Below are 23,860 nucleotides of genomic sequence, written 5' to 3' on the forward strand. Positions count from 1 at the left end.
GTGCGCGACAGGTGTCCGCTTACTCGTCCGTTCGGGGTTCTCCGAGCGCGGCGAGAACCCGGACGTCGCCGTGCACGCGCGCGCCCACGGCGACGTCTGCGGAGTCGCCGGCGGTCGGGCCGAGGGCGCGTGGCGCGGATCGACTGGCGCGACCGGACGGGTCGAGGTGAGGTAAGGCTATGCTTACCCGGGCTCCGCGCCACCCCGGAGGCTCCGCGCCACCCCGGAGGCTCCGCGCCGCACCGGGGTGCTGCCCGCCGACGAACGACGCCCCACGAACCACGGGAGATCCATGTCCACGCACCGCCGGCGCCCCGCCGCCCTCGCCCTCGCCGCCGTGACCCTGCTCGCCCTCACCGGCTGCGGCGCCTCGGAGCAGATCGAGCCCGAGAGCACGGCTGCCGCGGGGGAGGGCACGACCTCCTACCCGCTGACCGTCGAGAACTGCGGCACGAGCACCACCGTCACCGCCCCTCCGCAGCGGGTCGTCTCCCTCGATCAGGACTCGACCGAGATCCTGCTCTCGCTCGGCCTGGAGGACCGGATGGTCGGCACCGCCTCCTGGACCGACCCGGTGCTCGAGACCCTCGCCACCGCGAACGAGAGCGTGCCGCGCCTGGCCGACAACGCGCCCACCTACGAGGTGCTGCTCGGCGCCGACCCCGACTTCGTCACCGCCTCCTTCGGCCGCCACTACGCCCCCGAGGGGGTCGCCTCGCGCGAGCGCCTCGCCGAGACGGGCATCGGCTCCTACCTCTCTCCCACCGACTGCGACGGCGGAGAGAGCGTCAACGGCGGGAGCGGCACGCGCACCGTCCCGCTGACCGTCGACGACCTCTACCAGGAGATCCACGAGCTCGCCGAGGTGTTCGACGTGCAGGAGCGCGGCGACGCCCTGGTCGCGCAGCTGCAGGCGCGCGCCGCGGTCGCCACGGAGGGAGTCGACTTCGGCGGCCGGAGCGTCGCCTTCTGGTTCGCGGACACCAGGACGCCCTACATGGCCGGCGGCTACAACTTCGCCTCGATGCTGGGCACCACGACCGGCATGACCAACGTCTTCGCCGACCGGACCGACGACTGGGCGGCCGTGGGCTGGGAGAGCGTCGTCGCGGCCGACCCGGACGTGCTGGTCCTCGGCGACCTGCAGCGCGACCGCTTCCCCGGCGACCGGCTCGACGACAAGACCGCGTTCCTCCGCTCGGACCCGCTGACCAGCAGCCTGCCCGCGGTGCAGGACGGCCGCTTCATCTCGCTGCACGGCGCCGAGCTGAACCCGTCGATCCGCTTCGTCGACGGCCTCGAGAAGATCCGCGCCTGGTGGGACGAGAACGGGGCCTCGCTCTGAGCACGGTCCTCGTCCGCCGTGTGCCGCGGGGTCTGGTCGCCGCGGCGCTGGTCCTCGGCGGGCTGCTCGCGCTGGCGCTCTCGGTCGGCGTCGCGGTGACGCTCGGCCCGGCCGACGTCTCGCTCGTGAACGTCCGCGACATCCTCCTCAACCACCTCGGGCTCGCCTCCGTTCCTGTGCGTGCGGCCGAGGACGCGATCGTCTGGCAGGAGCGTCTCCCGCGCGCGCTGGTGGCCGCGGCGTGCGGGGCGGGGCTCGGCGTGTGCGGAGTGATCCTGCAGTCGCTGCTGCGGAATCCGCTCGCCGACCCGTTCGTGCTGGGCGTCTCCTCCGGCGCGTCCACGGGTGCTGTGCTCGTCGGCGTGCTCGGGGTCGGCGGAGGAGTGGTCGGGCTCTCCGGAGGCGCCTTCGTCGGCGCGCTCGTCGCCTTCGCCTTCGTGCTGCTGCTCACGCGGTTCTCGGCGGGCGGCACCTCGGGCGTGATCCTGGCGGGGGTGGCGAGCACGCAGCTGTTCTCGGCGCTGACCTCGCTGATCGTGTTCGCGCTCGCCGACTCGGACGAGACGCGCGGCGTGATGTTCTGGCTGCTCGGCTCCCTCGAGGGCATGCGCTGGGACGACGTGGCGCTGAGTGGAGGAGTCGTGCTGCTCGGCTCCGTGGTCTGCCTCGCCGCAGCCCGGACGCTCGACGCGTTCGCCTTCGGGGAGGACGTGGCCGCGTCGCTCGGCGTGCACGTGGGCCGTACCCGCCTCCTCCTGCTGGTGGTGACGGCCCTGCTGACGGCGACCCTGGTGAGCATCGCCGGCGCGATCGGCTTCGTGGGGCTGGTGCTGCCGCACGCCGCGCGACTCGTGTTCGGGCAGCGGCACTCGCGGGTGATCCCGGCGACGATCCTGCTCGGCGCGGTGTTCCTGGTGTGGGTCGACGCCGGGTCGCGGGTGGCGTTCGCGCCGACTCCGCTGCCGGTGGGGGTCGGCACGGCACTCGTCGGCGTGCCGGTGTTCATGCTGCTGCTCCTGCGGCGGAGAGGCCGCTCGTGACGCTCGAGGCCGACCGGGTCTCGTGGCGCCGGGGCGGCCGCCTGGTGGTCGACGGCGTCTCGCTCAGCCCCGCTCCCGGCTCGACCGTCGGACTGCTCGGGCCCAACGGCTCGGGCAAGTCGTCGCTGCTGCGGCTGCTGCAGGGCACCGCGGCTCCGGACGCCGGCGTCGTCACCCTCGACGGCGCGCCGCTCCGCTCGCTCCGCCGCCGCGAGGTCGCCCGGGCCGTGGCCACGGTGACGCAGCAGGCCGAGACGGAGGCGGACCTCCCCGTCCGCGACGTCGTCCGGCTCGGGCGCACCCCGCACCGCTCCCTCCTGGGCGCAGACACGGCCGAGGACCTGCGCGCGATCGACCGCGCCCTCGAGCAGGTCGGCCTCGAGGCGAAGGCCGACCACCTCTGGCACACCCTCTCGGGCGGCGAGCGGCAGCGCGCGCACATCGCCCGGGCGCTCGCGCAGGAGCCGCGCGAGCTGCTGCTGGACGAGCCGACCAACCACCTCGACATCCGCCATCAGCTGGAGCTGCTGGCCCTGGTGCGGGCGCTGCCGGTGACCACGGTCGTGGCGCTGCACGACCTCAACCTCGCGGCCCTCTTCTGCGACGCGCTGCTGGTGCTGCGCGAGGGGTGCGTGGTGGCGGGCGGCACCCCGGCGGAGGTGCTCACTCCGGCGCTGATCGGGGACGTCTACGGTGTGCGCGCTCGCGTGATCGTCGACGCCGGACGGCCGCACGTGCTGTTCGACTCCTGACCCTTTGCCAGACGATCGTCGATCAGTCAACGGTCTCGTCCACTATCAGCAGCACGTTCTACCGTCGGTGTACCGGCTTCGAGACCTCACAGGAGAGGTCCTCCTCGCGCTGGGCGAGGTGCTCTCCTGACGGAGGTCGATGGTCGTGCCGGTGACGACGAGGGGAGTCGGGAGATGTCCAGAGACGACGTGGCACCGGGGCGGTTCGCGCGATTCGTGAAGTGGGTCAACAAGGCCGACGGCTGGGAGCCGCAGTACCTGCGCGGACGGGTCGTGGCCAAGAAGGACGGCGAGTGGATCGTCGCGGTCGACGGCGAGGAGCGCCGGATCGTGAAGAAGGAGTGGAGCGTCTACCGCTGACCCTCGGGGAGGACTCGTGATGCTGCCCGACCGGCGCACTCCCGAGATCAGAGAGGCGCGTCCCGGAGTCTTCGTGCTCGAGCTGCGACGCACCCGCCGTCGGCCCGCCGAGGAGCTGGGCGTGTTGATCCGCACAGGCACGACCTGGACGGTGCTGGGGCCGGACGGGGTGCGGGCGGACGTGACGAGCTTCCACGAGGCCGTGGAGGCCCTGCGCGAGTAGTGGGCGCTGACGTGCCCGGGATAGCTGTCCGCTGGGGGGTGTCGACGACCGTCCCGGGCACCTCGGCGGAGGACTTCCGTGACCGTATGCTCCCCCTCGACGTCGGATCGACGGTTTGTACACAGGCGGAGGACACGATGACCGAGCTCAGCACCGACGACCTCGCGTTCCTGCGCCGGAGCATCTCCGCCGCCGAGCGCTCCCGCGCCGAGGGCAGGCACCCCTTCGCGGCCCTGGTGGTCGACGCCGCCGGCCGCGTCGTCGCCGAGGCCGGCAACAACTCCCTCCCGCCGGAGGGCGATCCCACGCAGCACGCCGAGCTGCGCGCGGTCGCCGCCGCGTACCGCGAGCTCGGGGCCGAGGGGATGTCGGGCAGCACCCTCTACACGAGCGCGGAGCCCTGCGCGATGTGCTCGGGCGCCGTCTACTGGACCGGCGTGGACCGCGTGGTCTACGCCCTCTCCGAGCACCGCCTCCTGGAGCTCACGGGCGACCACCCCGAGAACCCGACCTTCTCGCTCCCGTGCCGCGAGGTGTTCGCCCGCGGTCAGCGCTCCATCGTCGTCTCGGGCCCGCACCTCGAGGAGGAGGCCTCCAGCGCGCACCGGGGCTTCTGGGAGTAGCCCCGCCGGCGCCCCCGCGCTGAGGTGCCCGAGATGGTCGCACGCTCCGGCGTGTCGCCGACCGTCTCGGGCACCTCAGCGCTGCGTCAGCGCGCCCACTGGATCGACGACGCCTTGTCGTTGAAGGAATCACCGACCCAGGCGGCGCTTCCGACCGGCCCGAACGAGCCTCCCGAGTAGTCGTCGTCCATGAAGATCGTGCCGAGGCAGCCGTTGCGACCGGAGAACGAGCTCAAACGGTCGTTCCATCCGATGGAACGGAGCGAGCTTGTCCCGTAGCGCTTGCCGGGGCTGCAGAGCGCAGAATCCCAGGTCGTGAACCTGAAGCTGTCGCCTCCGAAGTCGATGTCGTCGTAGACGTACCCGAGGACGTACTGGGAGTCGGCGAGGCTCAGCGGCGACGTCGCGGCCTTCGACGTCGAGGGGTCGTCGAGCGAGGTCTCGACGACCACGCGACCGGTCCGGGCGAGTACGGCGGCGTCGAGGTCCTCCCCGCGGTCCACACAGACCGTCTGCCCGGTCTCGACCAGCATCGAGCAGTCCTCGGGAAGCCTGGCGGAGTCGGGAGATGCTGCAGCGATGCAGAACACCGCTCCGGCGACGAGCGAGAAGCTGCCGCGGGCGGTGAGGGGGAAGCGTCGGGTGATGATCGGCATGAATGGTCCCGTCTGAAGAGTGTCGGATGATGTCGGGTCGGCGGGACCCGCAGCCAGCATCCGACATATCGTCATGTCCTGCAACTGTTTCGAGACGAATCCTCGCCTCCGGAGACTTCTCCGTGAGGGCCGCGGCAGGGTGAATCGCCGACCGGCCGCCGGCGGACCGAGCCGGGCAGGGCACGGGGGAGCAGGACGGGCGCACATGACGGACGAGGTCGAGGATCGGGAGCTGCTCCGACGGCTCGCCGGCAGCGGAGGTGAGGCCGCGATGCGGGCGCTGTACGACCGCCACGCGCCGGCGGTGTTCCGGCTGGTGGGCAGCCGGGTGACGGATGCCTCGGCCGTCGACGACGTGGTGCAGGAGGCGTTCATCGTGCTCTGGAGAAAGCGCGACCTGGTGAGGATCGCGGGCGACTCGCTTCTGCCGTGGCTGATGGTGACCGCACGGAACCTGACCATGAACGAGAACCGAGCAGGCTCTCGGAGGCCGCTCGCGAGCGGGGCCGACGTGCTCGACGGGCCCACCGTCGACGGGCCGGAGCGAGCGGCGGAGGTGGCCGCGCTGCTCCGATCGGTCGATGCGGTCGTCGCCGCGCTCCCCGAGCTCGACCGGAGGATCTACGCGGCATGCCTCGAGCGCGGACTCGGCTACGACGAGGCCGCCGCCGAACTGGACGTGACCACCTCGGTGGTCCGCAACAGACTCTCCCGCCTCCGCCGGAGGATCCGGGACGACGACTACGTGAGAGGTGCCCTGTGAACACGGACGACTACCCCGGACGCGATCGCGCGCTGCTCGTCCGAGAGCGTGTGCTCGGGAGAATGCGGAACGACCGCCGAGCGATCCGTCGTCGCCGCACCGTGGTCGCGGTGACCGGTGCCCTCGCCGGGGGCGTGCTCCTCGCAGCGGGTGCCGCGGTGCTCACTCCCCCTGCACTCACGCAGATCGGGGCGCGCTGCTACCCGACCGCCTCCCTCGAGGCGGGTGCCCGAGGCGCTGGAGGACCGGTGGACACCGGCCTGGTGGGGGAGGTGTCCGAGTCCCTCCTCGACCAGGACGGGCAGCCCCTGGAGGAGGGTGCGCCCCTGTCGGCGGAGACCGCGGTCGGTCTCTGCGCCGGCGTCTGGGAGGACGGCGGCTTCGAGCTCGACCGCGCCGCGGCGAACGCGGCTGCGGAGCGGGGGGTGCGCAGGCCCGTCCCGCCGCTGGTGGCCTGCCGTCAGGGTGACGGCCTGGCGGTGGTGCTGCCCGGTGAGGCGAGCGACGCGGACGCGCTGTGCGACTCCGTCGGACTCGCCGCCGCCGAGTGAGCCGACCGTGCCCTACAGCTGGCGGCCCGGCCGCTGCACGCCCACGACGGTGACGGTCAGCGTCGCGGAGGTGCTCTGCGCGGCGGACGGGGACGAGTCCGACAGGCGCACGGTCAGGCGGAGGTGGTCGGTCGCGCCGACGGCGAGGGCGGGGGAGCCGGGCAGGTCGAGCCGGGAGGTGGCGGGCCGGTCGGCCGAGACGGTGGTGACCGTGCCGGGGCAGGTCGCGGCATCGGCCGACCAGGACTGCGTGCAGCGCTCGATCACGAGATGCAGGCCGTCCGAGAGGTCGGTGCCGGTCGTGGTCTGCAGCTGGAGGGCCGACATCGGCAGGGTGCCGGCGTTGGTCAGGTCGAGGAGGCGCCGGGCCGTGCCGCCGGGGACGAGGCCCGCGACGGGGACCGGCACGGTGGTCGCTCCGGTACCGGAGAGACTCGCGATGACGGTGCCGGAGGCGACCCGTGCGCTCACGGAGGCGCGGTCGAGGAACACGGCGGTCGCAGTGGCGGCGGCGCCGAGGACGAGCGCGCCGGCGATGATGCCCGTGAGACCGGCGCGCGAGACCACGCGGCGGCGGACGTCGGGGGAGTGGCGCGGCGCTCCGCGGTCGCGGCCGGTGGGGCGTGCGCTGTGCCGGCCGTGCTCGACCGGAGGACGCTGCGGCTCCGGGGGCGGCGTCCCGTCGGTGGAGCGGTGCGCGCCGCTCACGGGGCGACCTCCGCGGGGCGGCGCCAGATGGCGATCAGGAGCGCGCCCACGACGACCGCGCCGCCCGCGGCGAAGAGCGCGAACCGCGCCTCCGGGTGGGCGAGGCCGATGCTCGGCCAGCCCAGCAGCGGCACCACCGAGCTCTCGCGCCAGATCCGCTCGTCCGCGATCGTCACGATCCACGGGTCGGCCGACTCGTTGTTGTCGCCCTTGGTGGTGAGCGCCAGCTGGCCGGGCTCGCGGCCACGGAGGGCGGCCGCCTCCTCCTCGGAGTAGACGAAGGTGACGCGGTGGATGACGCGGCGGCCCAGATCGTCGGGGTCGGTGAAGACGATGACGTCGCCGGCGCGGATCCCGGCCTGGTCGACGGGCAGAGTGACGGCGAGGGAGCCGACCGGCATCCCGGGTGCCATCGAATTCGACAGCACCGGAACGAGCCGCACGAGACCGAGGGCGGAGAGGACGAAGACGGTGATGCCTGCGACGGCCACGATCGTGACCAGGCCGCCGAGGAGAGCGCGGAGGGCCTTCACGCCTGCTCCCTCCGGTGACGACGGCGCGCGGCCGCGGCGAGCAGGACGCCCGAGCCGAGGGCGAGCATCCCGCCCAGGAGCGCAGCACCCAGGTCGCGGCCGGTGACGGCCAGCCCGCCGCCCGCCGCACCCGGGAAGGAGCCGGGGCCGGGCGCCGCGGAGGGATCCTCCTCCGTCGTGCCCACGAGCACCCGCAGCGACGCCGCCGCGAGCTCGGACCCGTTGCCGGCCGACTCCGGGAACCGGACGCGGACGCGCACGCCCACGGTGGACCCGGGCTCGAGCGGACGCACGCCGTCGAGCCGTCCGAGCGTCGCCGCGGGTCCGGATCCGAGCGGCACCGCGTCACCGGGGCAGAGGTAGCGCTCGACCGTGCGAGCGCCGTCGACGACCTCGGCGACGGTGAACGCCGAGTCGCAGAGCTCGACGGACAGCTGGAGGCCGTCGCGCGGGTCCTGAGCCAGCGTCCCTCCGTCGACCGCGAAGGCCACGGAGACCCCCTCCGGCGACAGGCGGGTGCTGGTCGCCTCGACCGCCCACTCGGCGCGGTCGCCCGGAGCGAGGTCGGTGAGGGACCCGGGTGCCGAGAGCTCGCGCACGTCGAGCACTCCGACGGGCTCGGCGCTCGCCGCAGGGGCGAGGAGCACCGCCGCGAGGACGGCGACGAGCGCGCGGGCGTGTGGCATGGGGACGACTCCGGGAGAAGGGGGATGCCTCCGCCCCGCGCCGGCGGCGGCCGGGCAGGGCGGAGGCGGTGGGGGACGGTCTACTTCTGGATGCCGGCGCGCTGGATCGCGGCGGCGGTGAAGGTGACCGTGGCGGAGGCGTTCTCGTAGGCGTTGTCGGCCGCGGTCGGCAGGACGAGCTCGATCAGCGTGTTCAGCGTCACGTCACCGGCGTCCGAGGGGAAGGTCCCGGTCGCGGTGGGGGTGATGCCGAAGTTCGCCGGGGTGAAGTTCGCCGCGTTGGCGACTCCGCCGATGGTCGAGAGCTTGCCGGTGCCGGTGACGGTCTGCGTGCCCGCGCAGGTGTAGGGGCCGGCCTCCGCGGGAGCGGCGGCGGGGACCCAGGCGGTCGAGCAGGTCAGCAGGCGGTAGTCGAGGCCGTTCTCGCCGGTGACGAGGGAGGCGCCGACGCGGCCCGGGTCGGTGGTGTCCGAGCCGACGACGTCGTTGGTGACGTCCTGGTAGAACCGGACCGACGAGACGAGGTCGCCGTCGTTGGTCGCGTTCGGCAGGACGAGCTTGATCGGGCGCTGGACGGTGTCGCCGGGCGCGATGTTCGCGACGGTGAACGCTCCGGTGACCGCGATGTCGGTCTGGCCGGCGTCGACGTTGCCGACGGCGGTCCCGGAGTCGGTGAACACGGCGAACGCGCCGGCGCCGGCGAGGGCTCCCGCGGCGAGGAGGACGCCGCCGGTGAGGGCGATCTTCTTCCAGGGGCTGCGACGGGTGGGTGCTGTGGTGGTCATGGCGACCGTTCCTTTCTGGTGGGTGGTGCCCGGTGCGGGCGTGGTCTCCCTCACGAGGACACGTGCAGGACGAGAGGGGTGTCGAGGGGGAGGCATCAGCAGCCTCCGGCGGTGGTGACGGCCGGCTGGGCGACGGCGGTCGAGGCGGCGGAGGCGACTCCGAGCCAGCGCTGCAGATCCGGGCGGACCCGCCACTGGTAGCTGCGGCCCTCGCCGACCCGGTCGTCCGTGAAGCTCGTCGCGGAGGCGGCGGGTGCCGCGATCACGGTCCACGGTCCGGGCGTCGTCCCGGCGAGGCGGCGCTCCAGGGTCCACCCGGTCGCTCCGGCGGCGGCCGACCAGCTCACGAGGGTGCTCGGCCGACCGGCCGTGCAGCTCGCGACGGGCGTCGCGACCACGGAGGAACCGGTCCAGGCGCCGAGCCCGACCGCTCCGCTCGTGGTGCCGGTGCCGGAGAATCCCCGCCGGACGAGCGGCGCCGGATCGACCCAGACCGTGATCGTGCTGCCCGCCGTGAGCGCCCCGTCCGAGACGGTGTACGCGATCGTCGCGCTGCCGGTCCAGCCGTCGGCCGCGGGAGTGTAGGTGCACGTGGATCCGGAGCAGGAGAAGCTGCCGCGCAGCCCGGCAGGGACGCTCGTCCCGGCCAGGGAGAGGGTCGTGCCCGCGTCCTCGTCGGTGTCGTTCGCGAGCGGAGCGACGGTGACGACGGGGCCGCCGGTGGTCGCGACCACGCGGTCGGGCCGGGCGACCGGCGCGCGGTTGAGCGCTGTGACGGTGACCGTGACCCGCACGTTCCAGGTGCCGTACTGGCCCGAGAGGGAGTAGTCGAAGACGTCGGTGCCGACGAAGGCGGCGATCGGGCGGTAGGTGCACTGGCCGCGGGTCGCTCCGCTCGCGACGCAGGACACGGCTCCCTGCACGGGAGTGGCGGGGGCGGGTGCCGCCGCGCCTCCGATCGCCTTCGGCGTCGCCGAGAGCTGAGCGCGCGAGAAGGTCGCGCCGGTCGCGGCGGGCCCGTCGTTCGCGAGCACGTCGATCACGACCGAGCCGCCCTGCACGACCGTCGCGGCGTCGGCGGCCGGATCGGGGATCACCGAGATGCTCACCGAGGCCGTGCGGGTGAAGGCCCCGCTGGTCGGGCCGGTCGCCGTCGCCGTGGCGGTGTTGGCGATCGTGCCGGCGGTGACGTCGGCGGCGGTGGTCGTGTAGGCGGCGGTCGCGGTGACGACCTGGCCGGGCAGCAGTCGTCCGGAAGTGCCCGGCCAGGAGTAGGTGAGAGCGGAGAGCCCGCTCTTGGGGTCGCTGATCGCGACCGCGGTGAGGGTGGTGCTGCCGGTGTTGGTCGCGCGGAAGGTGTAGGTCACCACGGTGCCGGCGGCGCTGATGAAGGCGGGGTTCGCGGTCTTGACGAGGGCGAGGTCGTTCGTGCGGGCGATCGTCACCGTCCGCGAGGCGGTGGCCGTGACGGCGGCGCCGGTCGGAGGGGTGCCGGTCGCGGTGGCGGTGTTGAGGACCTGGCCCGCGTCGACGTCGGCCTGCGTGAGCGTGTACGAGGCGGTCGCGGTGACCGACTGGCCGATCTCGAGGCGTCCGGCGGTTCCCGGCCAGGAGTAGGCGAGCGCGGAGAGCCCGCTCTTGGGGTCGCTGATCGCGACGGAGGTGAGCGCCGTGTTGCCGGTGTTGGCCGCGGTGAAGCTGTACGAGAGGGTCGCGCCGGTCGCGGCCCCGGCCGGGAGCGTGCCGGTCTTGGCCAGCGAGATCGAGGGCGCGTAGCGGATCGGCGTGATCGCGGTGGAGGAGGCGGAGACCGCCACGGGCGAGGCCGCGAGCGTGCGCCCGCTGACCGTGGCCGTGTTGGTGACCGCCGTGCCCTTGTCGATGTCGGTCTGCAGCACCGTGTACGGCGCCGAGGTGAAGGTCGCGCTCGCTCCGGGTGCGAGCTGGGTCGAGGCGGGTGTGATGCCGGTGACCTTCGGGTCGGCGACGGCGACCGTCTGCAGCGTGACGTTGCCGGAGTTGAGGGCGAGGAAGGAGTAGCGGATCTGCTCGCCGGCGTCGGCCTGGGCGTTGCCGTTCGTGTCGGTGAGCAGGGCGGTCTTGGTGAGCGAGAGGGAGGGAGCGGGGGTGGCGATGGGCGCGGTGACGGTGGCGGTCCGGCTGGTGACGGTGGTCGTCGTCTCGCCGGACGCCGTCCGCGTCGCCGAGGCCGTCGCCGTGTTGACGAGGGAGCCGGCGACCGCCTCCGCTGCCGTGACCGTATGGGATCCCGTGCAGGTCGTGGAGGCGAGCGGAGCGAGCGTCGTGGCCGCGCAGGTGATCGTCGCGACCTTCGGGTCGGTGACGACGATCCCGCTGAGGGACGCCTTGATCGAGCCGTTCGTCACGACGAACTGGTAGGGGATCGCAGCGCCCTCGGTGTAGGCGGAGGGCTGCGCGGTGGTGCGGTCGATCTGCTTGACGAGGGTGATGTCGTCGAGCGTGTTGACGGACGAGACGGAGACGTTCCGGATCAGGTGGGTGTCGCTCGAGCCGCCGGTCGAGGCCGTGAAGCCGAGCTTGTAGGTCGACGGAGCGGTCGTCGGCATCGTGAACTGCATCGCCTGCGTCAGGTCGGCGGCGGCCAGTCCCGCTCGGGCGCCGTAGTAGACGGTCACGACGGGCGGCGATGCCGGCGACACGGTCACGCGGATGGTGCGGCCGGTCGTCGCGTCCGGCGCGGTCGGGGTGCCGACGTTGACGAGGGGACGGAGCCCGGCGAGACCGTTCGGGACGTTGTTGCCCTGGATGTAGCAGTAGCCGGTCCTGTCCTGCCCGGGACCGCGCGCCACGATCCGGCCGCCGAACCGGCCCGGCGGTGCAGGGGAGCCGGCGCATCCGGTGCCGCCGAGGCCCCCGTCCGTGCTCGAGAAGTTGCCGTAGACGTCGAGGCCGATGCCGAGGTAGCCGCCGTTGACCCCGTCGGTGGTGCTCGACTGCCCGTATCCCAGTGATCCTCCGGGGGCGCCGGCCGCGGTGAGGTTCCGGGAGCCGTCGGTCAGGAAGAACGCGATCCCGTCGGCACCCTGCAGGGAGGCGACGGACTGGTACTGGTACTGGTCGAACTGCACGTCCAGGCCCGCGACGGAGGGGATCGGACGGTTGAAGACCGCGCCCCCCTTGAGGTTGGTCCGGTTGTCGGTGAGCTGGAGGAATCCCGGCGTCGTCCCGGTGGCGGGCGCCTGGATCCGGTTGGCGCAGACGCCGAGGTTCGACGATCCGGTCGGGGGCGCGGCCGTCGCTCGCGAGAGGCAGCCACCGTCGAGGGCCTGCCACGCCGGATCCGGGACGGACGTGCCGCCGAACCCCTCCTGGAGGAGCACCGTGGCCGCCGCGGCCCTCGTCGCCGGCAGGACCACGAGGACCGCGGCGAGCAGGAGCAGGACGAGGCCGAGGGCGATCGAGCGGTCGTGGCTCGGTCGGGCATGCGCGTTCGACACGGATCGACCTCCCCCCGGAGCGCCTCGCCGGGCCTTCCGGGTGGAGCGGGATCACGATAGGTCGCGGCTCGGAGGGGCCTTGTCCCCCTGAGACGGGACAGGGGCGGCAGACGACGGGCCCCCGATCCGGTGGGCACTCAGAATGGGGACAGGGTGTGCTGAACCATCGCTCAGCCCGCGCACAGGGTTCGGGCCCTCACCAGGGTGCCCCGGCGGGCGTGTTGACGTGCGCATGGCTGTCGGAGCGGCCGTGAGACGCCCGGATCCGCGTCGGCCCGGTGCGGCCGGTGTGATCCGTTGTCGGGGCGATGCGGTTCCGCTCCCGTGGCGGGCATCTCCAGAGCAGTGGCGCGAGATAGCGCTCTCACCAGGACCTCCTCCGCGTACCCCCGCCGCTCGACGCCAGGTGGGAGCGCCGCCGCGGGTGTCCCTGAAGCGGGTCTGGTGGTCGCGCGGCGGACGCGGGAGGATGCACTCGCGCCTGCCCGCCCGCACGGTCCCCCGAAGGACCGCACCGCGCCCCCTCCACGGTGGTCCGATCCGGACCGCAGCACCCCCCCTCACACCTTCCGGTCAGGCTCCGCCGACCGAGCAGCCCTCTCCACGTCGGGATCCCATGTCCTCTCCTGCGCGCCACAGCCGCCGTCTCGTCCTCACCGGAGCCGCCCTCGGCGTCGGATCCGCCTTCGCCTACGCGATGACCGCGTCCGCGGCGCCCGACTACAGCGTGATCCCGCCGCTGCCGGGCGAGCTCGGGCGCAGCGACACGGCGATCTCGCGCGTGGGGAAGAAGCCGTACCAGATCATCGACGTGATGATCGGCACCGACCGCGCGCGGCTCTTCGTCCCGCACACCGCGGTCCCCTCGCAGCGGATCGGCCGGGTCGTCTACTGGTACTACCACGCCAACGGGAGCACCTACGCGGCCCTGTCCGGCGCCTACCAGTACAGCGCCGACCAGGCCGTCGACAAGGGCGTCATCTCGATCTGCCCCAACTACGGCGGCAGCATCTACACGAACAAGCGGGCCGTCGCCATGCAGGTGGACGCGGTCGCCTGGTTCCAGAAGACGTGGCGCATCGGCGCGAGCTTCCTCCGCTCGAACTCCGGCGGTGGCGCACTGCTCTGCTGGGCGTACGGTAACAAGCTGGTCCCCGAGATCCGCGGCGCGTACCACGCGGCCGGCGTCTACGACATGGGCGACATGGCCCGCCGCGACCCGGAGCGGGTCCTGCCGGACTACGACAACGACCCCTCGACGATCCCGGCGACCGACCCCGCGCTGCTGCCGCAGGCCTCGTGGGCGGGGGCGCGGATCCGCGCGACCGGCTCGACGGAGGACGTCCTCGTCCCGATCGCCGTGCACGGAGGGGCCTGGGTCGCGCTCGCGAAGCCCGTCGCGAAGGAGGCGGCGGTCCTCTACACGCCCACCGACGGCGCTCCGAACGGCCACAACGTGCCGAGCCTGACGAACAAGGACATGCTCGACACGTTCGACCGCTGGCTCGCGGAGCAGCCGGTCGTTCCGCTGCCCGACGAGCCCGCCTCGTCGATCCCCGGCGAGGGCACGTACCAGAACTACTCCCCGCTCATCACGACCGCGGGCACCTGGAGCACGATCTCCTCCTCCGCCGACAGCGGCGGGAGCATCAGCTACTCCAGCTCGGCCGGAGCGTCCGCGAGCTTCCGCTTCTCGGGCACGGGCGTCAGCTGGGTGAGCCGGATGACGGCGACCTCCGGCATCAACGAGGTGCTGCTCGACGGCGTCCTCGTCGCCACCGTCGACCGCTACAGCCCCACGACCCGCTCGGGTCAGACGGTCTGGACGAGCGGGCCGATCGCCGCCGGCACCCACACGGTCACGATCCGCCGCGGGACGACGCGCAACCCGGCGTCCACCGGGTACACGCTGATCCTCGACGCCTTCGTCGTGACCGCCGGGACCGTCTCCACGTCGACCCCCACTCCCACCGCGACGGCGTCGCCGACCAGCACGCCCACACCGACGGACACGCCGACGCCCACCGACACTCCCACTCCGACCGAGACCCCGACGGCCACTTCCACGCCCACCCCGACCTCGACGCTGCCGGCGGCGGGGACGTACCAGAACGGTGCCGCCGTCATCGCGACCGTCGGCACCTGGGCGACGCTCTCGAGCACCGCCGACAGCGGCGGCAGCATCTCGTACTCCAGCACCTCCACGGCCTCGGCGACCCTCCGCTTCCAGGGCACGAAGGTCAGCTGGGTGAGCCGGATCACCCCGACCTCCGGCATCAACGAGGTCCTGATCGACGGCGTGCTCGTCGCCTCCGTCGACCGCTACAGCGCCACCAACCGCTCGGCCCGCACCGTGTTCACCAGCAGCACCCTCAGCGCCGGCGAGCACACCATCACTATCCGCCGCGGCAGCAAGCGCAACGCCGCCTCCACGGGCAACTCGCTGATCCTGGACGCCTTCGTCGTCGTGTGAGCCGCTCGGGCGCCCGAGCCGCCCGCGCGATTCCGGACAGAGGACGCGGGCGGGCTCGGGTGGCCGGGTGTTCGGGGGTCCTGGGCGGGTTCGTTCTCGCTGAGGTGGTCGCTCGGGGTCCGGCGTCGTGGAGGTGCTCGTCCCGATTCGTCGCGTCGAGATCCGCCCGCCCGGCGCCCACTGCGGTGAGTCGCCCGAGAATGCAGCCTTTCCGGCCGTTCGGGGACATTCTCGGGCACCTCAGCGGGCCTCGCGGGAGGCGGCCCGTGCGAGCATGCGGGGATGAGAACGCTGATCCTCGGAGGCACGGGCCGGCTCGGCGGGCACCTCGCGGCGGAGGCGCTGCGGCGCGGCCACGACGTGACCTGCCTCGCGCGCGGGGCGGCCGTGCCCGCGGGGGCGTCCCTCGTCCGGGCCGACCGCGACCGCGACGACGCTCTCGACACCGTGGCTGCAGCATCGTGGGACGCGGTGATCGACGTCTCCTCGACCCCGCAGCACATCCGCCGATCCGTCCGCGACCTGCGCTGCGGCGCCTACCTCCTCGTCTCGACCACGAGCGTCTACGCCGACAACACGGTCGTCGGAGCGGACGAGGACGCGGAGCTGCTCGCTCCCTCCGACGACCCCGCCTCGTACGGCGCCGCGAAGGCCGCCTGCGAGCAGGCCGTGCTGGCCGGATCCGCGCCGTCGCTGATCGCGCGCGCGGGCCTGATCGGCGGCCCCGGCGACCCGACGAGCCGCTCCTCCTACTGGCCCTGGCGCTTCGGTGCGCGGTCCGGCCCCGTGCTGGTGCCGGATGCGCCCGAGCTGCCGACGTCCGTGGTCGACGTGCGGGACCTCGCCGCCTGGCTGGTGGCGTCCGCCGAGGCGCGGGTGGCGGGCGTGATGAACGTCTGCGGGGCCCCCGTGCCGTTCGGCGAGCACCTGGCCGCGGCGCGCGGCGGATCGTCCGCCGAGGCGGTCGCCGTGCCGGAGGAGTGGCTGCTCGAGCGCGGCGTCGGCCAGTGGGCGGGCCCGGGCTCGCTCCCGCTGTGGATCGCGGACCCGGACTGGAGGGGGATGAACGCGCGCTCGACGGCCCGGGCCGAGGCGGCGGGCTTCGAGCGCCGCGAGCTCGCCGAGACGCTGCGGGACGCGGCGGCCGCGCACGTGCCGGGACGCGGGGCGGGGCTGGAGGAGGAGCGGGAGCGGGAGCTGCTGGAGGAGTGGGGTCCGGGCGGCTGGCCGGCCGCGGTGGGGTGATCGACGGCGAGATGTCTCTCCATCGACTCAGAGTCTCGGTCGTTCATCGGAGAGAGGGGAAGAACCGGTCCGTGAGTGCTTGCTGCGCGGCTTGAGGTCGACTGCGCGAGCTGGAACGGGGGATCAGAGAGTGCACTTCACTGGGGAGAATCGAGGTGATCAGTAGCCGGTGCAGAAGAAGACGACAGTCCTTCTGCGGCGACCCGAACCCCGACCGGTGTGGCACGATCAACCCATGCCCGGCTCACTGCACGCCTACGTCGTCGAAGGAACCCGTCTCCGAGTGGATGTGGTCTCGGATCAGGGGGCGGCTCTCTCCCTTGCAGGAGAATTCACCGATCTCGAGCCGGTGACAGAAAGCGGTGGCGTGCTCGAGAGCAATCCCGCACTGCGCAGCAACATGTGGGCCTACGCCAAGACCTGGTATCGCGCCCGGACGACGTCCAATGCCGAGGCTCTCGCGCATTCGGACCCGGCCGAGCAGAAAGCCGCTCTCCAGCAGGTGGAGCAGGAGCGGCGGACCGCACAGAAGATGGCCGAGACGTACGCGAAGACGGCTCAGTGGATCGCGGACGTCGCGGACGACGTCTCGCTGCTGGACGTTCAGCACGGATGGTGCTCCTCGTGCTTCTTCAACACCGAGCACCGGAAGTCGAACCGTCCCGCTGGGCAGCTTCCCGTCTATGTCTGCCAGGGCTGCGGGTCCGCGACGCTCCCGTGCGTGGCTGTCGGCTGCGGCAACATGGCGGTGCGGGAGCGCGGCGCTCTGCGCGTCCCCCAGTTCTGCGCCGAGCACAAGCACGAGATCCCAGGCTTCGAGAAGGCCCAGGGAAGCTTCGGCGAGTTGCACGACTACGAGGCCTTCCTCGAATACGAGAAGCCCGACCTCGACGCGACCTCGAAGATCGTCATCGGTGGGATCGCGGTCCTCGCGGCAGCGGCCCCGGTAGCGCTCCTCGCCGCTCCGGCGATCGGCGGCGCGATCGGCTCACTCGGCCTCTTCGGCGGCCTGTCCGGCGCAGCGGCGAGTTCTCACGGACTCGCCTTGCTCGGTGGCGGCACCCTCGCCGCGGGCGGACTCGGCATGGCCGGCGGCACGGCGGTCGTGACGGCCGTCGGAGCTGCGGTGGGAGGTGTCCTCGGGGCGTCCGTCGCGAACGCGTACCTGAGCGAGGACAAGTCGTTCGACATCGAACTGCTCCGACCAGGCAAGGGCGGAATCCCCGTCGTCGTCGCGAACGGCTTCCTCACCGACGTCAAGGGCGAGAAATGGGGCGGGTGGAGGTCGATCGTCGATGCACGGTATCCGGACTCGCCCGTCTACCGGGTCAAGTGGGGAGCGAAGGAGCTCCGGGACTTGACCGATATGGCCTTCGGGGCTGTGGGAAAGGGTGGCGCCATGGCGGCTCTGAGAGGAGCTGCAGCGGTGGGCAACAAAGCAGGAGCGAAGCTGCTCGGAGCGGTCGTGGGTCCGGCGATGGTCATCTCCGACCTGGCGAGAAACCCCTGGCACGTCGCGAAGAACCGGGCGGACAAGACCGGCGTGATCATCGGCGACCTGCTGGCACGCACGGATGCGGAGTCCTACGTGCTCATCGGTCACAGCCTGGGGGCGCGAGCGATGGTGGTCGCCACGGAATCTCTCGGCACCAAGCCCGGAGGTCCTCGGATCCAGTCGGCCCACCTCCTCGGTGCCGCCATCGGTGCGAAGAGCAGGTGGGAGTCTCTCACCGCCTCGGTCGATGAAGCGGTCTACAACTACCACTCGAGGAACGACAACATCCTTAAGGTGGTCTACCGAACAGCGCAGGCAGGTGAGACGGCGGCGGGCCTGAGCGGTTTCGTTCCGGCGTCCAGCAAGCTGCAGAACATCGACGTGTCCGACCGCGTCCAGACGCACTTCGACTATCAGGACAACGTTCGACTTCACGCCGCCGTCTGAGCCGTGGGGTCAGCCGTTCCTCCGTGTAGCACGAGCGTGCGGATGCGTTCGACTCGCGCCTCAACAGATCCCCAAGGACGCTTCAATATGCGCACCCTCGCGGTGTTCCCCGTCGTTCTGGTCTCGCTCTCGCTTCTCGCTGGGTGCTCGGAGGCGTCAGTGCCTTCCGAGCCCGCACCGTCGAGCTCGGCGCCGACCGCTGTCGAATCCGATGCGACATCTGACTCCGAGGTGCCCACACCGAGCGGGGCGCCTGTCGAGGGCGTCGCACTTGCGGAGATCGCCATGGATCTCGAGTGCTCCGACTACGCACTGGCTGCGACGGTCGCGCCGGGTGCAGCAGAGTACGGCACCTGCCAGCTCGACGGAGTGCGGGTTCAGCTCTATCGATTCGCGTCGATCGAGGACAAGCAGGTCTTCCTGGATCAAGTGAAGGCCTATGGAGTGGTGGAGTCGCAGTTGGCGGTCACGAAGGACGGGCTCGTTGCAGCCGCCCCCGCCGACCAGAGGCTGCTCGTCCGGCTGCAGGAGGGCCTGAGGGGCTGACCGCACCCAGCCGCTTCCCCTCCGGCTCGATTCCGGTCGAGCGCTCGGGTCTGCGCGGAGCCTGGCCCGCCATCTGCGGCCGGTCGGAAACTTCCGCGGGTGACGAAGAGATGAGGTCGAGGCACGCCCTCTTCCTATCAGCATCACTGAGTCGCCCGAGCACCCCCGCGTACACAGCCAGGTACTCGTCGACCATCCGGTCCACGGCGAAGCGGCGGCGAGCAGTCGCCCGCACGGCCGCGCGATCGAGGAGCCCGACCCGCTCGACCGCGGCGACCGCCTCCGACGCGGAGCCCACCGCGTACCCGGTGAGCCCCTCGTCGATGATCTCCGCCATCGATCCGCGGCGGTACGCGATCACCGGCGTCCCGCACGCCATCGCCTCGACCACCGAGAGGCCGAACGGCTCGTCGAAGCCGATCGGATGCAGGAGCGCGAGCGCCCCGCCGAGCACGAGGGCCCGCTCCTCCGGCCCGACCGAGCCGCGGTAGACGACGCGCGTCCCGTCGACGAGCGGCTCGACCTCCTCGCGCCAGTAGCGCTCGTCCTGGACGATGCCGCAGAGGAGGAGGCGGCGCCCGGCCGCGGCGGCGATCCGGACCGCCTCCGCCGTGCCCTTGTCGGGGTGGATCCGGCCCAGGATCACGAGGTCCTCTCCTCCGGATCCGGCGGGGAAGCCCTCCACGTCGATCCCGTGGTGCACCGTCGCCGCGTAGTCGAGCTCGGGGGAGCGGTCGCTGTCCGAGATCGACACCAGGTTCGCGGTGCGCGGGTGCCGCAGTGCCTCGCGGTAGGCGGGCAGGATCTCGGGCCCCGAGAAACCGTGCACCGTCGTCACGAGCGGGACGGGCCACTGCGCCGCGAGGGCGAGCGGCAGCCAGTCGAGGTGGTTGTGCACCAGGTCGAACTCGCCGGCACGGTCGAGGACCGCCGCGATGTGCAGCGCCTCCCACACCCGGCCGTCGCGGCCCGACTCGGCGTAGCCCGTCGGAGTGACCGATTCGAGCGCGGCTGTCGTCACGGAGTCGCCGGTCGCGAAGAGCGTCACGTCGACTCCGCGGCGGACCAGCCCCTCGGTCAGGAGGCTCGCGACCTGCTCCCACGGCCCGTAGTGGCGCGGCGGCGTGCGCCACGCGACCGGCGCGAGCATCGCGATCCGCAGCCCGGCCGCCGGGTCCCCGGGTCCTGCGGTCATCGGGCGGCGACGACCGCGGGGGTCGCCGGGACGCTCGGCCGCGTCGGCTGCAGGCCGGCCCGCCGCACCACGAGCGAGGTGTGCAGAGCGGCGATCGTCGACTCCGCGCCCCGGTTCTCGTTGCGGCCCTGCGGCTCCAGTCCGTCGTACCCGGCGCCGGAGAGCGGATCGACCATCACGGTCGCGGAGTCGTTGACCCCGTGGAACCAGGCCCAGCAGGAGGCGAGGCCCTCGCGCCAGAGCGGATCCTCGTCGAGCGTCAGGGCGCGGGCGCACGCGGCGGCGATGGCGGCGACCTCGATCGGCTGCTGGTCGAAGAGCACTCCGAGCTCGTCCGGCCCGCGGCCGGCCACGCCCGTCACCGAGAGGCGGCCGTCGCGCGATTCGAGGCCCAGCAGGAAGGCGAGGGCGGCGAACCCGCGCGCGAGCAGCGGCGGATCCTGCAGCGCCTCGCCCGCCGCCAGGAGGGCCTCGGGGACGCAGCCGTTGGCGTAGCGCAGGCGCGCCTCCGGCCAGGGCCAGGCCTGATCCGTGCAGGAGAGGAGCATCGGCGCGGCGTCGTGCAGCAGCTGGACCGCGACCAGCGAGTGCGGGCGGACGGCGACGACCTCGACCGCGCCGAGCACCGCGAACGTCATCGCGCGCAGGTCCGGCGAGCGCTCCTCCGCGAGGTGGAGGAAGAGCCGCATCGCGCGGCGGCGGGTCAGCGGCAGCTCGGCGTGCGCGGCGACGACCCCGGCGGCCCAGACGCTGCGGCCCCACCAGTCGCCGAGCGAGGAGACGTCCGCCCACTCGCCGTCGGGCGACAGCCGGTTGTGCACGGTGCCGTCCGGCTCCGCGGCCGCCTCGAGGAAGCGGAGGTACTGCTCGGTGAGGCGACGGGTCCGGAACGTCTGCTCCGGCTCCTGCGCCACCACGATCAGGGCGCGCGAGACGTCGTCGACGCAGTACCCGTGCTCGGGGCGGGGCGCGTCGAGCAGCGCGTGCTCGTGGAGTCCGCGCTCGTCGGTGAGGGCGTCGAGGTGCTCGTAGGGGAGTGCCGTCGCGAGTGCGGGCCCCGCGGTCACGCCGCGTGCTCGATGCGGAGGCGCTCGACGAGACCGAGGTAGAGGCCGGCGGCCGCCGGCCAGGGGAGGGCGGCCGGAGCGGCTGCGGGGGCGGAGTCGGCGAGCGCCTCGCGCAGTGCTGCGGCCATCGCGGCGGGGTCCTCGTGCGCGACCGTGCGGCCGCGGCCGTTCCCGAGCAGCTCGAGAGCGTGGGGGAACTCCGTCGCGACGACCCGTCGTCCGGCGGCCAGCGCCTCCACGAGCACCCCCGAGGTGACCTGGTTGCGGGAGTCGTAGGGCAGCAGGACCGCGTCGGCATCGGCGACCGCCGCGGCGAGCTGGGAGGGATCGAGGTAGCGGCCGTCGAGCACGACCCGGTCCTCGAGCCGCAGCTCGGCGATCAGCTCCGCCAGCGACTCCCGGTAGGCCTCGCCGGCGTGCGCGACGACCTTGGGGTGCGTCTGCCCGTAGACGGTGTAGTGGGCGGAGACGCCGGCGTCGCGCAGGTCGGCCATCGCGCGGATCCCCCACTCGATGCCCTTGCCCGGGCCGATCAGGCCCCAGGTGATGATCTGCGGATCCGCGGCGGCGGCGGACCGGGCTGCCGCGTTCCAGACGGGGACGCCGTGCGCGATGACGACGACGCGCGAGGCGTCCACGTCGTAGCGGCGCTCGAGGATCTCGGCCGCGACGGCTGTCATCACCACGACCGCGTCGGCGAGAGCGGCGACCCGCTCCAGCACGAGGCGCTGCGAGGGGGTCGGCGTCTCCAGCACCGTGTGCAGGACCACGATCGCGGGCACGGCGAGCCGCTCCATCAGGGCGATCACCTCGTCGCCGTCGGGTCCGCCGTAGATGCCGTACTCGTGCTGGATGATCGCGACGTCGCAGGAGTCGAGCTCGGCCGCAGCGCGCGCGGTGCTCACCGGGTCGCCCGCGACGAGCTCGGCGACGACGCTCGTGCCGGGCGTCGATCCGGGCACGGCGAGCTCGTCCATCACGCGGACGGTGCGGATGCCGGCGCCGTGGTCGTCGGCCAGTGCACCGCCGAGGGCCTCGGTGAAGGTCGCGAGCCCGCAGCGCGTGGGCGGGAAGGTCGACAGCAGTCCGACGGTGGTGCCGGATCTCCGGTGCGCGAGGGGGAAGGGGGACTCTATGCTGACTCCAGCCGCGGGGAGGCGGAGCCTTCCCGGAGAGGGCGGTCCGCGAACGGGCGAGACGACTGCCGGGCGGCACCCCTCGCGGGATCCCTGTCGGATCCGGTCCACGGCCGGAGGACCCGGCATGAGTAGCGTCACCCGAGCGGGGGTGGATGACGATCCGGGGTCGCCCGCCGCGAGGCTTCGCCCACGGGCCATGGGGGCCGGGGTGTCGGTGGTCGGCGTCGGCGGTCTCGGTGACGGCCGCAGGGAGGGTCTCGGCGGGGTCGGTGGTCGGCGTCGGCGGTCTCGATGACGGCCGCCCGGAGCGCTCCCGGGGTGGCGTCGACGTCGACGCGGTGGCGGATCGGGAGGCCCGGGTCTCGAGTGGCGTCCTCGCGGCCGTGCGCGGCGGGGAGGACCTACTCGAGGAGGAAGGCGCGCCCGTTGATCAGCAGGGTGTCGCCGTCGGTCGCGGCGAGCACGCCGAACTCGTCGACGGAGCGGGCGGAGTCGCCGGCGGTGTCGGAGGTCGCGGCGACAGCGGGAGTCGCTGCGGCGGCGGAGAGGAGGAGCCCGCAGGCGAGTGCGGTGATCACGGTCGTGCGGTTCATCGGCGTCGTCCTTGGCGTCGTGGTGGGCCGCTTCTCGTGGAGGCGGCGGGAACTGGTTCCGAGCCTAGGGCGCCCAGCCCGTCAACGCCCTGGGTCGTTCCTAGGGTTCCCCTATGAAGTACCGTGCAGCCATGCCCTGGGGACGCCTCTACTTCGCCGCGCAGGCCCTCGGCGGAGCGGCGTGGTGGATCGCGGTGGCTCTCGTCCCGGCCGTGCGGATCGCTACGCTCGGCAGCCTCGATCCCGTCCCTGTCGCGGCACTCGACCTCCCGCTGTTCGTGGGAGCCTCCGCTCTCGCCGCCGCCGGGGTGCGCTGGGCGGCCGTCACCGCGACGGCCTGGACGCTCCTCGTCGCGGTCGCGCTGACCGCCTGGGCCACCCTGACGGGGGAGGCGGGCTGGGGCGTCGTCGCGATGCTCGCCGCGGCGGGCGGCTCCCTGGTCGCGGCGTGCCTGCTCCTGCTCGGCCGGGTGCCCACGCGCTGGATCGCCTCCGGCCCCTTCTCCTTCCGCGTCGCGACCGCCGGCCGCCGCCCCGGCTCGCACCTCGCGGCGACCCTCGCTCAGATCGCGGTGTTCTGGGGAGGCGCGCTGGTCGTGATCCCGCTGGTCATCGCCGCGCTGGAGGCGCGCTGGGGCGTGGGCCTCGGAGCGGCACCGCCGGTGGTCGTCGGCCTCGGCGTCCTGCTGCTGGTCGCGGCGAGCGCGCTCGGGATCTGGTCGGCGCTGACGATGTCGCTCCTCGGCGACGGCACGCCGCTGCCTATCGCGATGACCAACCGCCTGGTGATCGCCGGCCCCTACCGCTGGGTCCGCAACCCGATGGCGGTCGCCGGCATCGCGCAGGGAGCGGCGGTCGGGCTGCTGCTCTCGTCGTGGCTGGTCGTCCTGTACGCGCTCCTCGGCGCCGTCGTCTGGAACCAGGCCGTGCGCCCCCTGGAGGAGGCGGACCTCGCCGCCCGCTTCGGCGCCGACTTCGAGCGCTACCGCGCGCGCGTCCGCTGCTGGGTGCCCCGCCGGCCGGAGCCGCTGCCGCGGTAGCCGCTGCCGCGGGGCCGCCGGCGCGATGCGGTCGCCGAGGCGTCCCGCTACCGCCGAGACGCCGCCCCAGCCCGGCGTCTCGCCGACGAGGGCGGTGTCTCGAGGCGCCGGCCGCG

At 73.1% G+C, this 23,860-nt stretch carries 23 protein-coding genes; 13 read left to right on the forward strand and 10 right to left on the reverse strand.

What is annotated here, in order from left to right; genetic code table 11:
• The first annotated feature begins 292 nt into the window (after positions 1-292).
• The 6 genes from C5D08_RS03355 (at position 293) to C5D08_RS03380 (ending at position 4,343) form a co-directional block, all read left to right on the forward strand.
• On the forward strand, positions 293-1,345 hold the full coding sequence (locus C5D08_RS03355) for an ABC transporter substrate-binding protein (RefSeq protein WP_104275811.1): 1,053 nt from the start codon (positions 293-295) through the stop codon (positions 1,343-1,345).
• A complete protein-coding gene (locus C5D08_RS03360) occupies positions 1,318-2,385 on the forward strand; it encodes a FecCD family ABC transporter permease (RefSeq protein ID WP_374953944.1) in 1,068 nt (355 codons plus the stop codon). Before C5D08_RS03355 ends, C5D08_RS03360 begins: the two co-directional genes overlap by 28 nt.
• A complete protein-coding gene (locus tag C5D08_RS03365; RefSeq protein ID WP_104275812.1) occupies positions 2,382-3,137 on the forward strand; it encodes an ABC transporter ATP-binding protein in 756 nt (251 codons plus the stop codon). Before C5D08_RS03360 ends, C5D08_RS03365 begins: the two co-directional genes overlap by 4 nt.
• A gap of 174 nt (positions 3,138-3,311) precedes the next feature.
• Complete coding sequence (locus C5D08_RS03370; RefSeq protein WP_104223398.1) at positions 3,312-3,497, forward strand: hypothetical protein; 186 nt, start codon at positions 3,312-3,314, stop codon at positions 3,495-3,497.
• Between the two features lie 19 nt (positions 3,498-3,516).
• Positions 3,517-3,720, forward strand: a complete 204-nt coding sequence (locus C5D08_RS03375) for a hypothetical protein (protein ID WP_104275813.1) — start codon at positions 3,517-3,519, stop codon at positions 3,718-3,720.
• An 86-nt stretch (positions 3,721-3,806) separates the two neighbouring features.
• A complete protein-coding gene (locus C5D08_RS03380) occupies positions 3,807-4,343 on the forward strand; it encodes a nucleoside deaminase (RefSeq protein ID WP_181110078.1) in 537 nt (178 codons plus the stop codon).
• Between the two features lie 86 nt (positions 4,344-4,429).
• Here the strand turns inward: C5D08_RS03380 and C5D08_RS03385 are convergent, their stop codons facing one another.
• Positions 4,430-4,999, reverse strand: a complete 570-nt coding sequence (locus C5D08_RS03385) for a hypothetical protein (protein ID WP_104275815.1) — start codon at positions 4,997-4,999, stop codon at positions 4,430-4,432.
• 205 nt (positions 5,000-5,204) lie between these two features.
• On the opposite strand from C5D08_RS03385, the gene C5D08_RS03390 reads away from it, so the two are divergent.
• Positions 5,205-5,762 (forward strand): RNA polymerase sigma factor, encoded by a 558-nt coding sequence (locus C5D08_RS03390; RefSeq protein ID WP_181110079.1) that lies wholly within the window; start codon positions 5,205-5,207, stop codon positions 5,760-5,762.
• Between the two features lie 62 nt (positions 5,763-5,824).
• Complete coding sequence (locus C5D08_RS03395) at positions 5,825-6,313, forward strand: hypothetical protein (protein WP_146082532.1); 489 nt, start codon at positions 5,825-5,827, stop codon at positions 6,311-6,313.
• A 12-nt stretch (positions 6,314-6,325) separates the two neighbouring features.
• Here the strand turns inward: C5D08_RS03395 and C5D08_RS03400 are convergent, their stop codons facing one another.
• The 5 genes from C5D08_RS03400 to C5D08_RS03420 form a co-directional block, all read right to left on the reverse strand.
• Positions 6,326-7,021 (reverse strand): peptidase, encoded by a 696-nt coding sequence (locus tag C5D08_RS03400; RefSeq protein ID WP_104275818.1) that lies wholly within the window; start codon positions 7,019-7,021, stop codon positions 6,326-6,328.
• Positions 7,018-7,554, reverse strand: coding sequence for a signal peptidase I (locus C5D08_RS03405; RefSeq protein WP_104275819.1), 537 nt, complete (start codon positions 7,552-7,554; stop codon positions 7,018-7,020). Before C5D08_RS03405 ends, C5D08_RS03400 begins: the two co-directional genes overlap by 4 nt.
• Positions 7,551-8,240 (reverse strand): sortase, encoded by a 690-nt coding sequence (locus tag C5D08_RS03410; RefSeq protein ID WP_104275820.1) that lies wholly within the window; start codon positions 8,238-8,240, stop codon positions 7,551-7,553. The genes C5D08_RS03405 and C5D08_RS03410 overlap by 4 nt, the downstream gene beginning before the upstream one ends.
• Positions 8,241-8,320: 80 nt before the next feature.
• Positions 8,321-9,025: a TasA family protein gene (locus C5D08_RS03415; RefSeq protein WP_104275821.1), complete on the reverse strand. Its 705-nt coding sequence runs from the start codon at positions 9,023-9,025 to the stop codon at positions 8,321-8,323.
• Positions 9,026-9,120: 95 nt separating this feature from the next.
• A complete protein-coding gene (locus tag C5D08_RS03420) occupies positions 9,121-12,504 on the reverse strand; it encodes an Ig-like domain-containing protein (protein ID WP_104275822.1) in 3,384 nt (1,127 codons plus the stop codon).
• Positions 12,505-13,120: 616 nt separating this feature from the next.
• On the opposite strand from C5D08_RS03420, the gene C5D08_RS16900 reads away from it, so the two are divergent.
• The 4 genes from C5D08_RS16900 to C5D08_RS03440 all read left to right on the forward strand — a co-directional run bounded on the left by C5D08_RS16900 (position 13,121) and on the right by C5D08_RS03440 (position 18,710).
• A complete protein-coding gene (locus C5D08_RS16900) occupies positions 13,121-14,977 on the forward strand; it encodes a hypothetical protein (RefSeq protein WP_181110081.1) in 1,857 nt (618 codons plus the stop codon).
• 282 nt (positions 14,978-15,259) lie between these two features.
• Complete coding sequence (locus C5D08_RS03430; RefSeq protein ID WP_104275823.1) at positions 15,260-16,222, forward strand: NAD-dependent epimerase/dehydratase family protein; 963 nt, start codon at positions 15,260-15,262, stop codon at positions 16,220-16,222.
• Positions 16,223-16,457: 235 nt separating this feature from the next.
• On the forward strand, positions 16,458-18,164 hold the full coding sequence (locus C5D08_RS03435; RefSeq protein ID WP_104275824.1) for a DUF726 domain-containing protein: 1,707 nt from the start codon (positions 16,458-16,460) through the stop codon (positions 18,162-18,164).
• An 87-nt stretch (positions 18,165-18,251) separates the two neighbouring features.
• Positions 18,252-18,710, forward strand: coding sequence for a hypothetical protein (locus C5D08_RS03440; RefSeq protein ID WP_104275825.1), 459 nt, complete (start codon positions 18,252-18,254; stop codon positions 18,708-18,710).
• Here C5D08_RS03440 and C5D08_RS03445 read toward each other — a convergent pair.
• The 4 genes from C5D08_RS03445 to C5D08_RS03460 all read right to left on the reverse strand — a co-directional run bounded on the left by C5D08_RS03445 (position 18,631) and on the right by C5D08_RS03460 (position 22,704).
• Positions 18,631-19,905: a glycosyltransferase family 4 protein gene (locus C5D08_RS03445; RefSeq protein WP_258067263.1), complete on the reverse strand. Its 1,275-nt coding sequence runs from the start codon at positions 19,903-19,905 to the stop codon at positions 18,631-18,633. The genes C5D08_RS03440 and C5D08_RS03445 overlap by 80 nt on opposite strands.
• Complete coding sequence (locus tag C5D08_RS03450) at positions 19,902-20,972, reverse strand: glycosyltransferase (protein WP_181110083.1); 1,071 nt, start codon at positions 20,970-20,972, stop codon at positions 19,902-19,904. The genes C5D08_RS03445 and C5D08_RS03450 overlap by 4 nt, the downstream gene beginning before the upstream one ends.
• Positions 20,969-21,949 carry a glycosyltransferase gene (locus C5D08_RS03455; RefSeq protein WP_219815141.1) on the reverse strand — a complete coding sequence of 327 codons (981 nt, stop codon included), beginning with the start codon at positions 21,947-21,949 and terminating at the stop codon, positions 20,969-20,971. Before C5D08_RS03455 ends, C5D08_RS03450 begins: the two co-directional genes overlap by 4 nt.
• 563 nt (positions 21,950-22,512) lie before the next feature.
• Positions 22,513-22,704, reverse strand: a complete 192-nt coding sequence (locus tag C5D08_RS03460; RefSeq protein ID WP_104275827.1) for a hypothetical protein — start codon at positions 22,702-22,704, stop codon at positions 22,513-22,515.
• A gap of 113 nt (positions 22,705-22,817) precedes the next feature.
• On the opposite strand from C5D08_RS03460, the gene C5D08_RS03465 reads away from it, so the two are divergent.
• Complete coding sequence (locus C5D08_RS03465) at positions 22,818-23,744, forward strand: methyltransferase (RefSeq protein WP_258067264.1); 927 nt, start codon at positions 22,818-22,820, stop codon at positions 23,742-23,744.
• Positions 23,745-23,860: the final 116 nt, after the last annotated feature.

It is taken from the genome of Rathayibacter sp. AY1B6, from assembly GCF_002932755.1.
Classification (GTDB): Bacteria; Actinomycetota; Actinomycetes; order Actinomycetales; family Microbacteriaceae; genus Rathayibacter.

Coding starts and splice junctions, on each gene's coding strand:
- C5D08_RS03355 (WP_104275811.1), top strand. CDS start 293: ATGTCCACGCACCGCCGGCGCCCCGCCGCCCTCGCCCTCGCCGCCGTG.
- C5D08_RS03370 (WP_104223398.1), top strand. CDS start 3,312: ATGTCCAGAGACGACGTGGCACCGGGGCGGTTCGCGCGATTCGTGAAG.
- C5D08_RS03375 (WP_104275813.1), top strand. CDS start 3,517: ATGCTGCCCGACCGGCGCACTCCCGAGATCAGAGAGGCGCGTCCCGGA.
- C5D08_RS03380 (WP_181110078.1), top strand. CDS start 3,807: ATGCTCCCCCTCGACGTCGGATCGACGGTTTGTACACAGGCGGAGGAC.
- C5D08_RS03385 (WP_104275815.1), bottom strand. CDS start 4,999: ATGCCGATCATCACCCGACGCTTCCCCCTCACCGCCCGCGGCAGCTTC.
- C5D08_RS03390 (WP_181110079.1), top strand. CDS start 5,205: ATGACGGACGAGGTCGAGGATCGGGAGCTGCTCCGACGGCTCGCCGGC.
- C5D08_RS03395 (WP_146082532.1), top strand. CDS start 5,825: ATGCGGAACGACCGCCGAGCGATCCGTCGTCGCCGCACCGTGGTCGCG.
- C5D08_RS03410 (WP_104275820.1), bottom strand. CDS start 8,240: ATGCCACACGCCCGCGCGCTCGTCGCCGTCCTCGCGGCGGTGCTCCTC.
- C5D08_RS03415 (WP_104275821.1), bottom strand. CDS start 9,025: ATGACCACCACAGCACCCACCCGTCGCAGCCCCTGGAAGAAGATCGCC.
- C5D08_RS16900 (WP_181110081.1), top strand. CDS start 13,121: ATGTCCTCTCCTGCGCGCCACAGCCGCCGTCTCGTCCTCACCGGAGCC.
- C5D08_RS03430 (WP_104275823.1), top strand. CDS start 15,260: ATGAGAACGCTGATCCTCGGAGGCACGGGCCGGCTCGGCGGGCACCTC.
- C5D08_RS03435 (WP_104275824.1), top strand. CDS start 16,458: ATGCCCGGCTCACTGCACGCCTACGTCGTCGAAGGAACCCGTCTCCGA.
- C5D08_RS03440 (WP_104275825.1), top strand. CDS start 18,252: ATGCGCACCCTCGCGGTGTTCCCCGTCGTTCTGGTCTCGCTCTCGCTT.
- C5D08_RS03445 (WP_258067263.1), bottom strand. CDS start 19,905: ATGACCGCAGGACCCGGGGACCCGGCGGCCGGGCTGCGGATCGCGATG.
- C5D08_RS03455 (WP_219815141.1), bottom strand. CDS start 21,949: ATGGACGAGCTCGCCGTGCCCGGATCGACGCCCGGCACGAGCGTCGTC.
- C5D08_RS03460 (WP_104275827.1), bottom strand. CDS start 22,704: ATGAACCGCACGACCGTGATCACCGCACTCGCCTGCGGGCTCCTCCTC.
- C5D08_RS03465 (WP_258067264.1), top strand. CDS start 22,818: ATGAAGTACCGTGCAGCCATGCCCTGGGGACGCCTCTACTTCGCCGCG.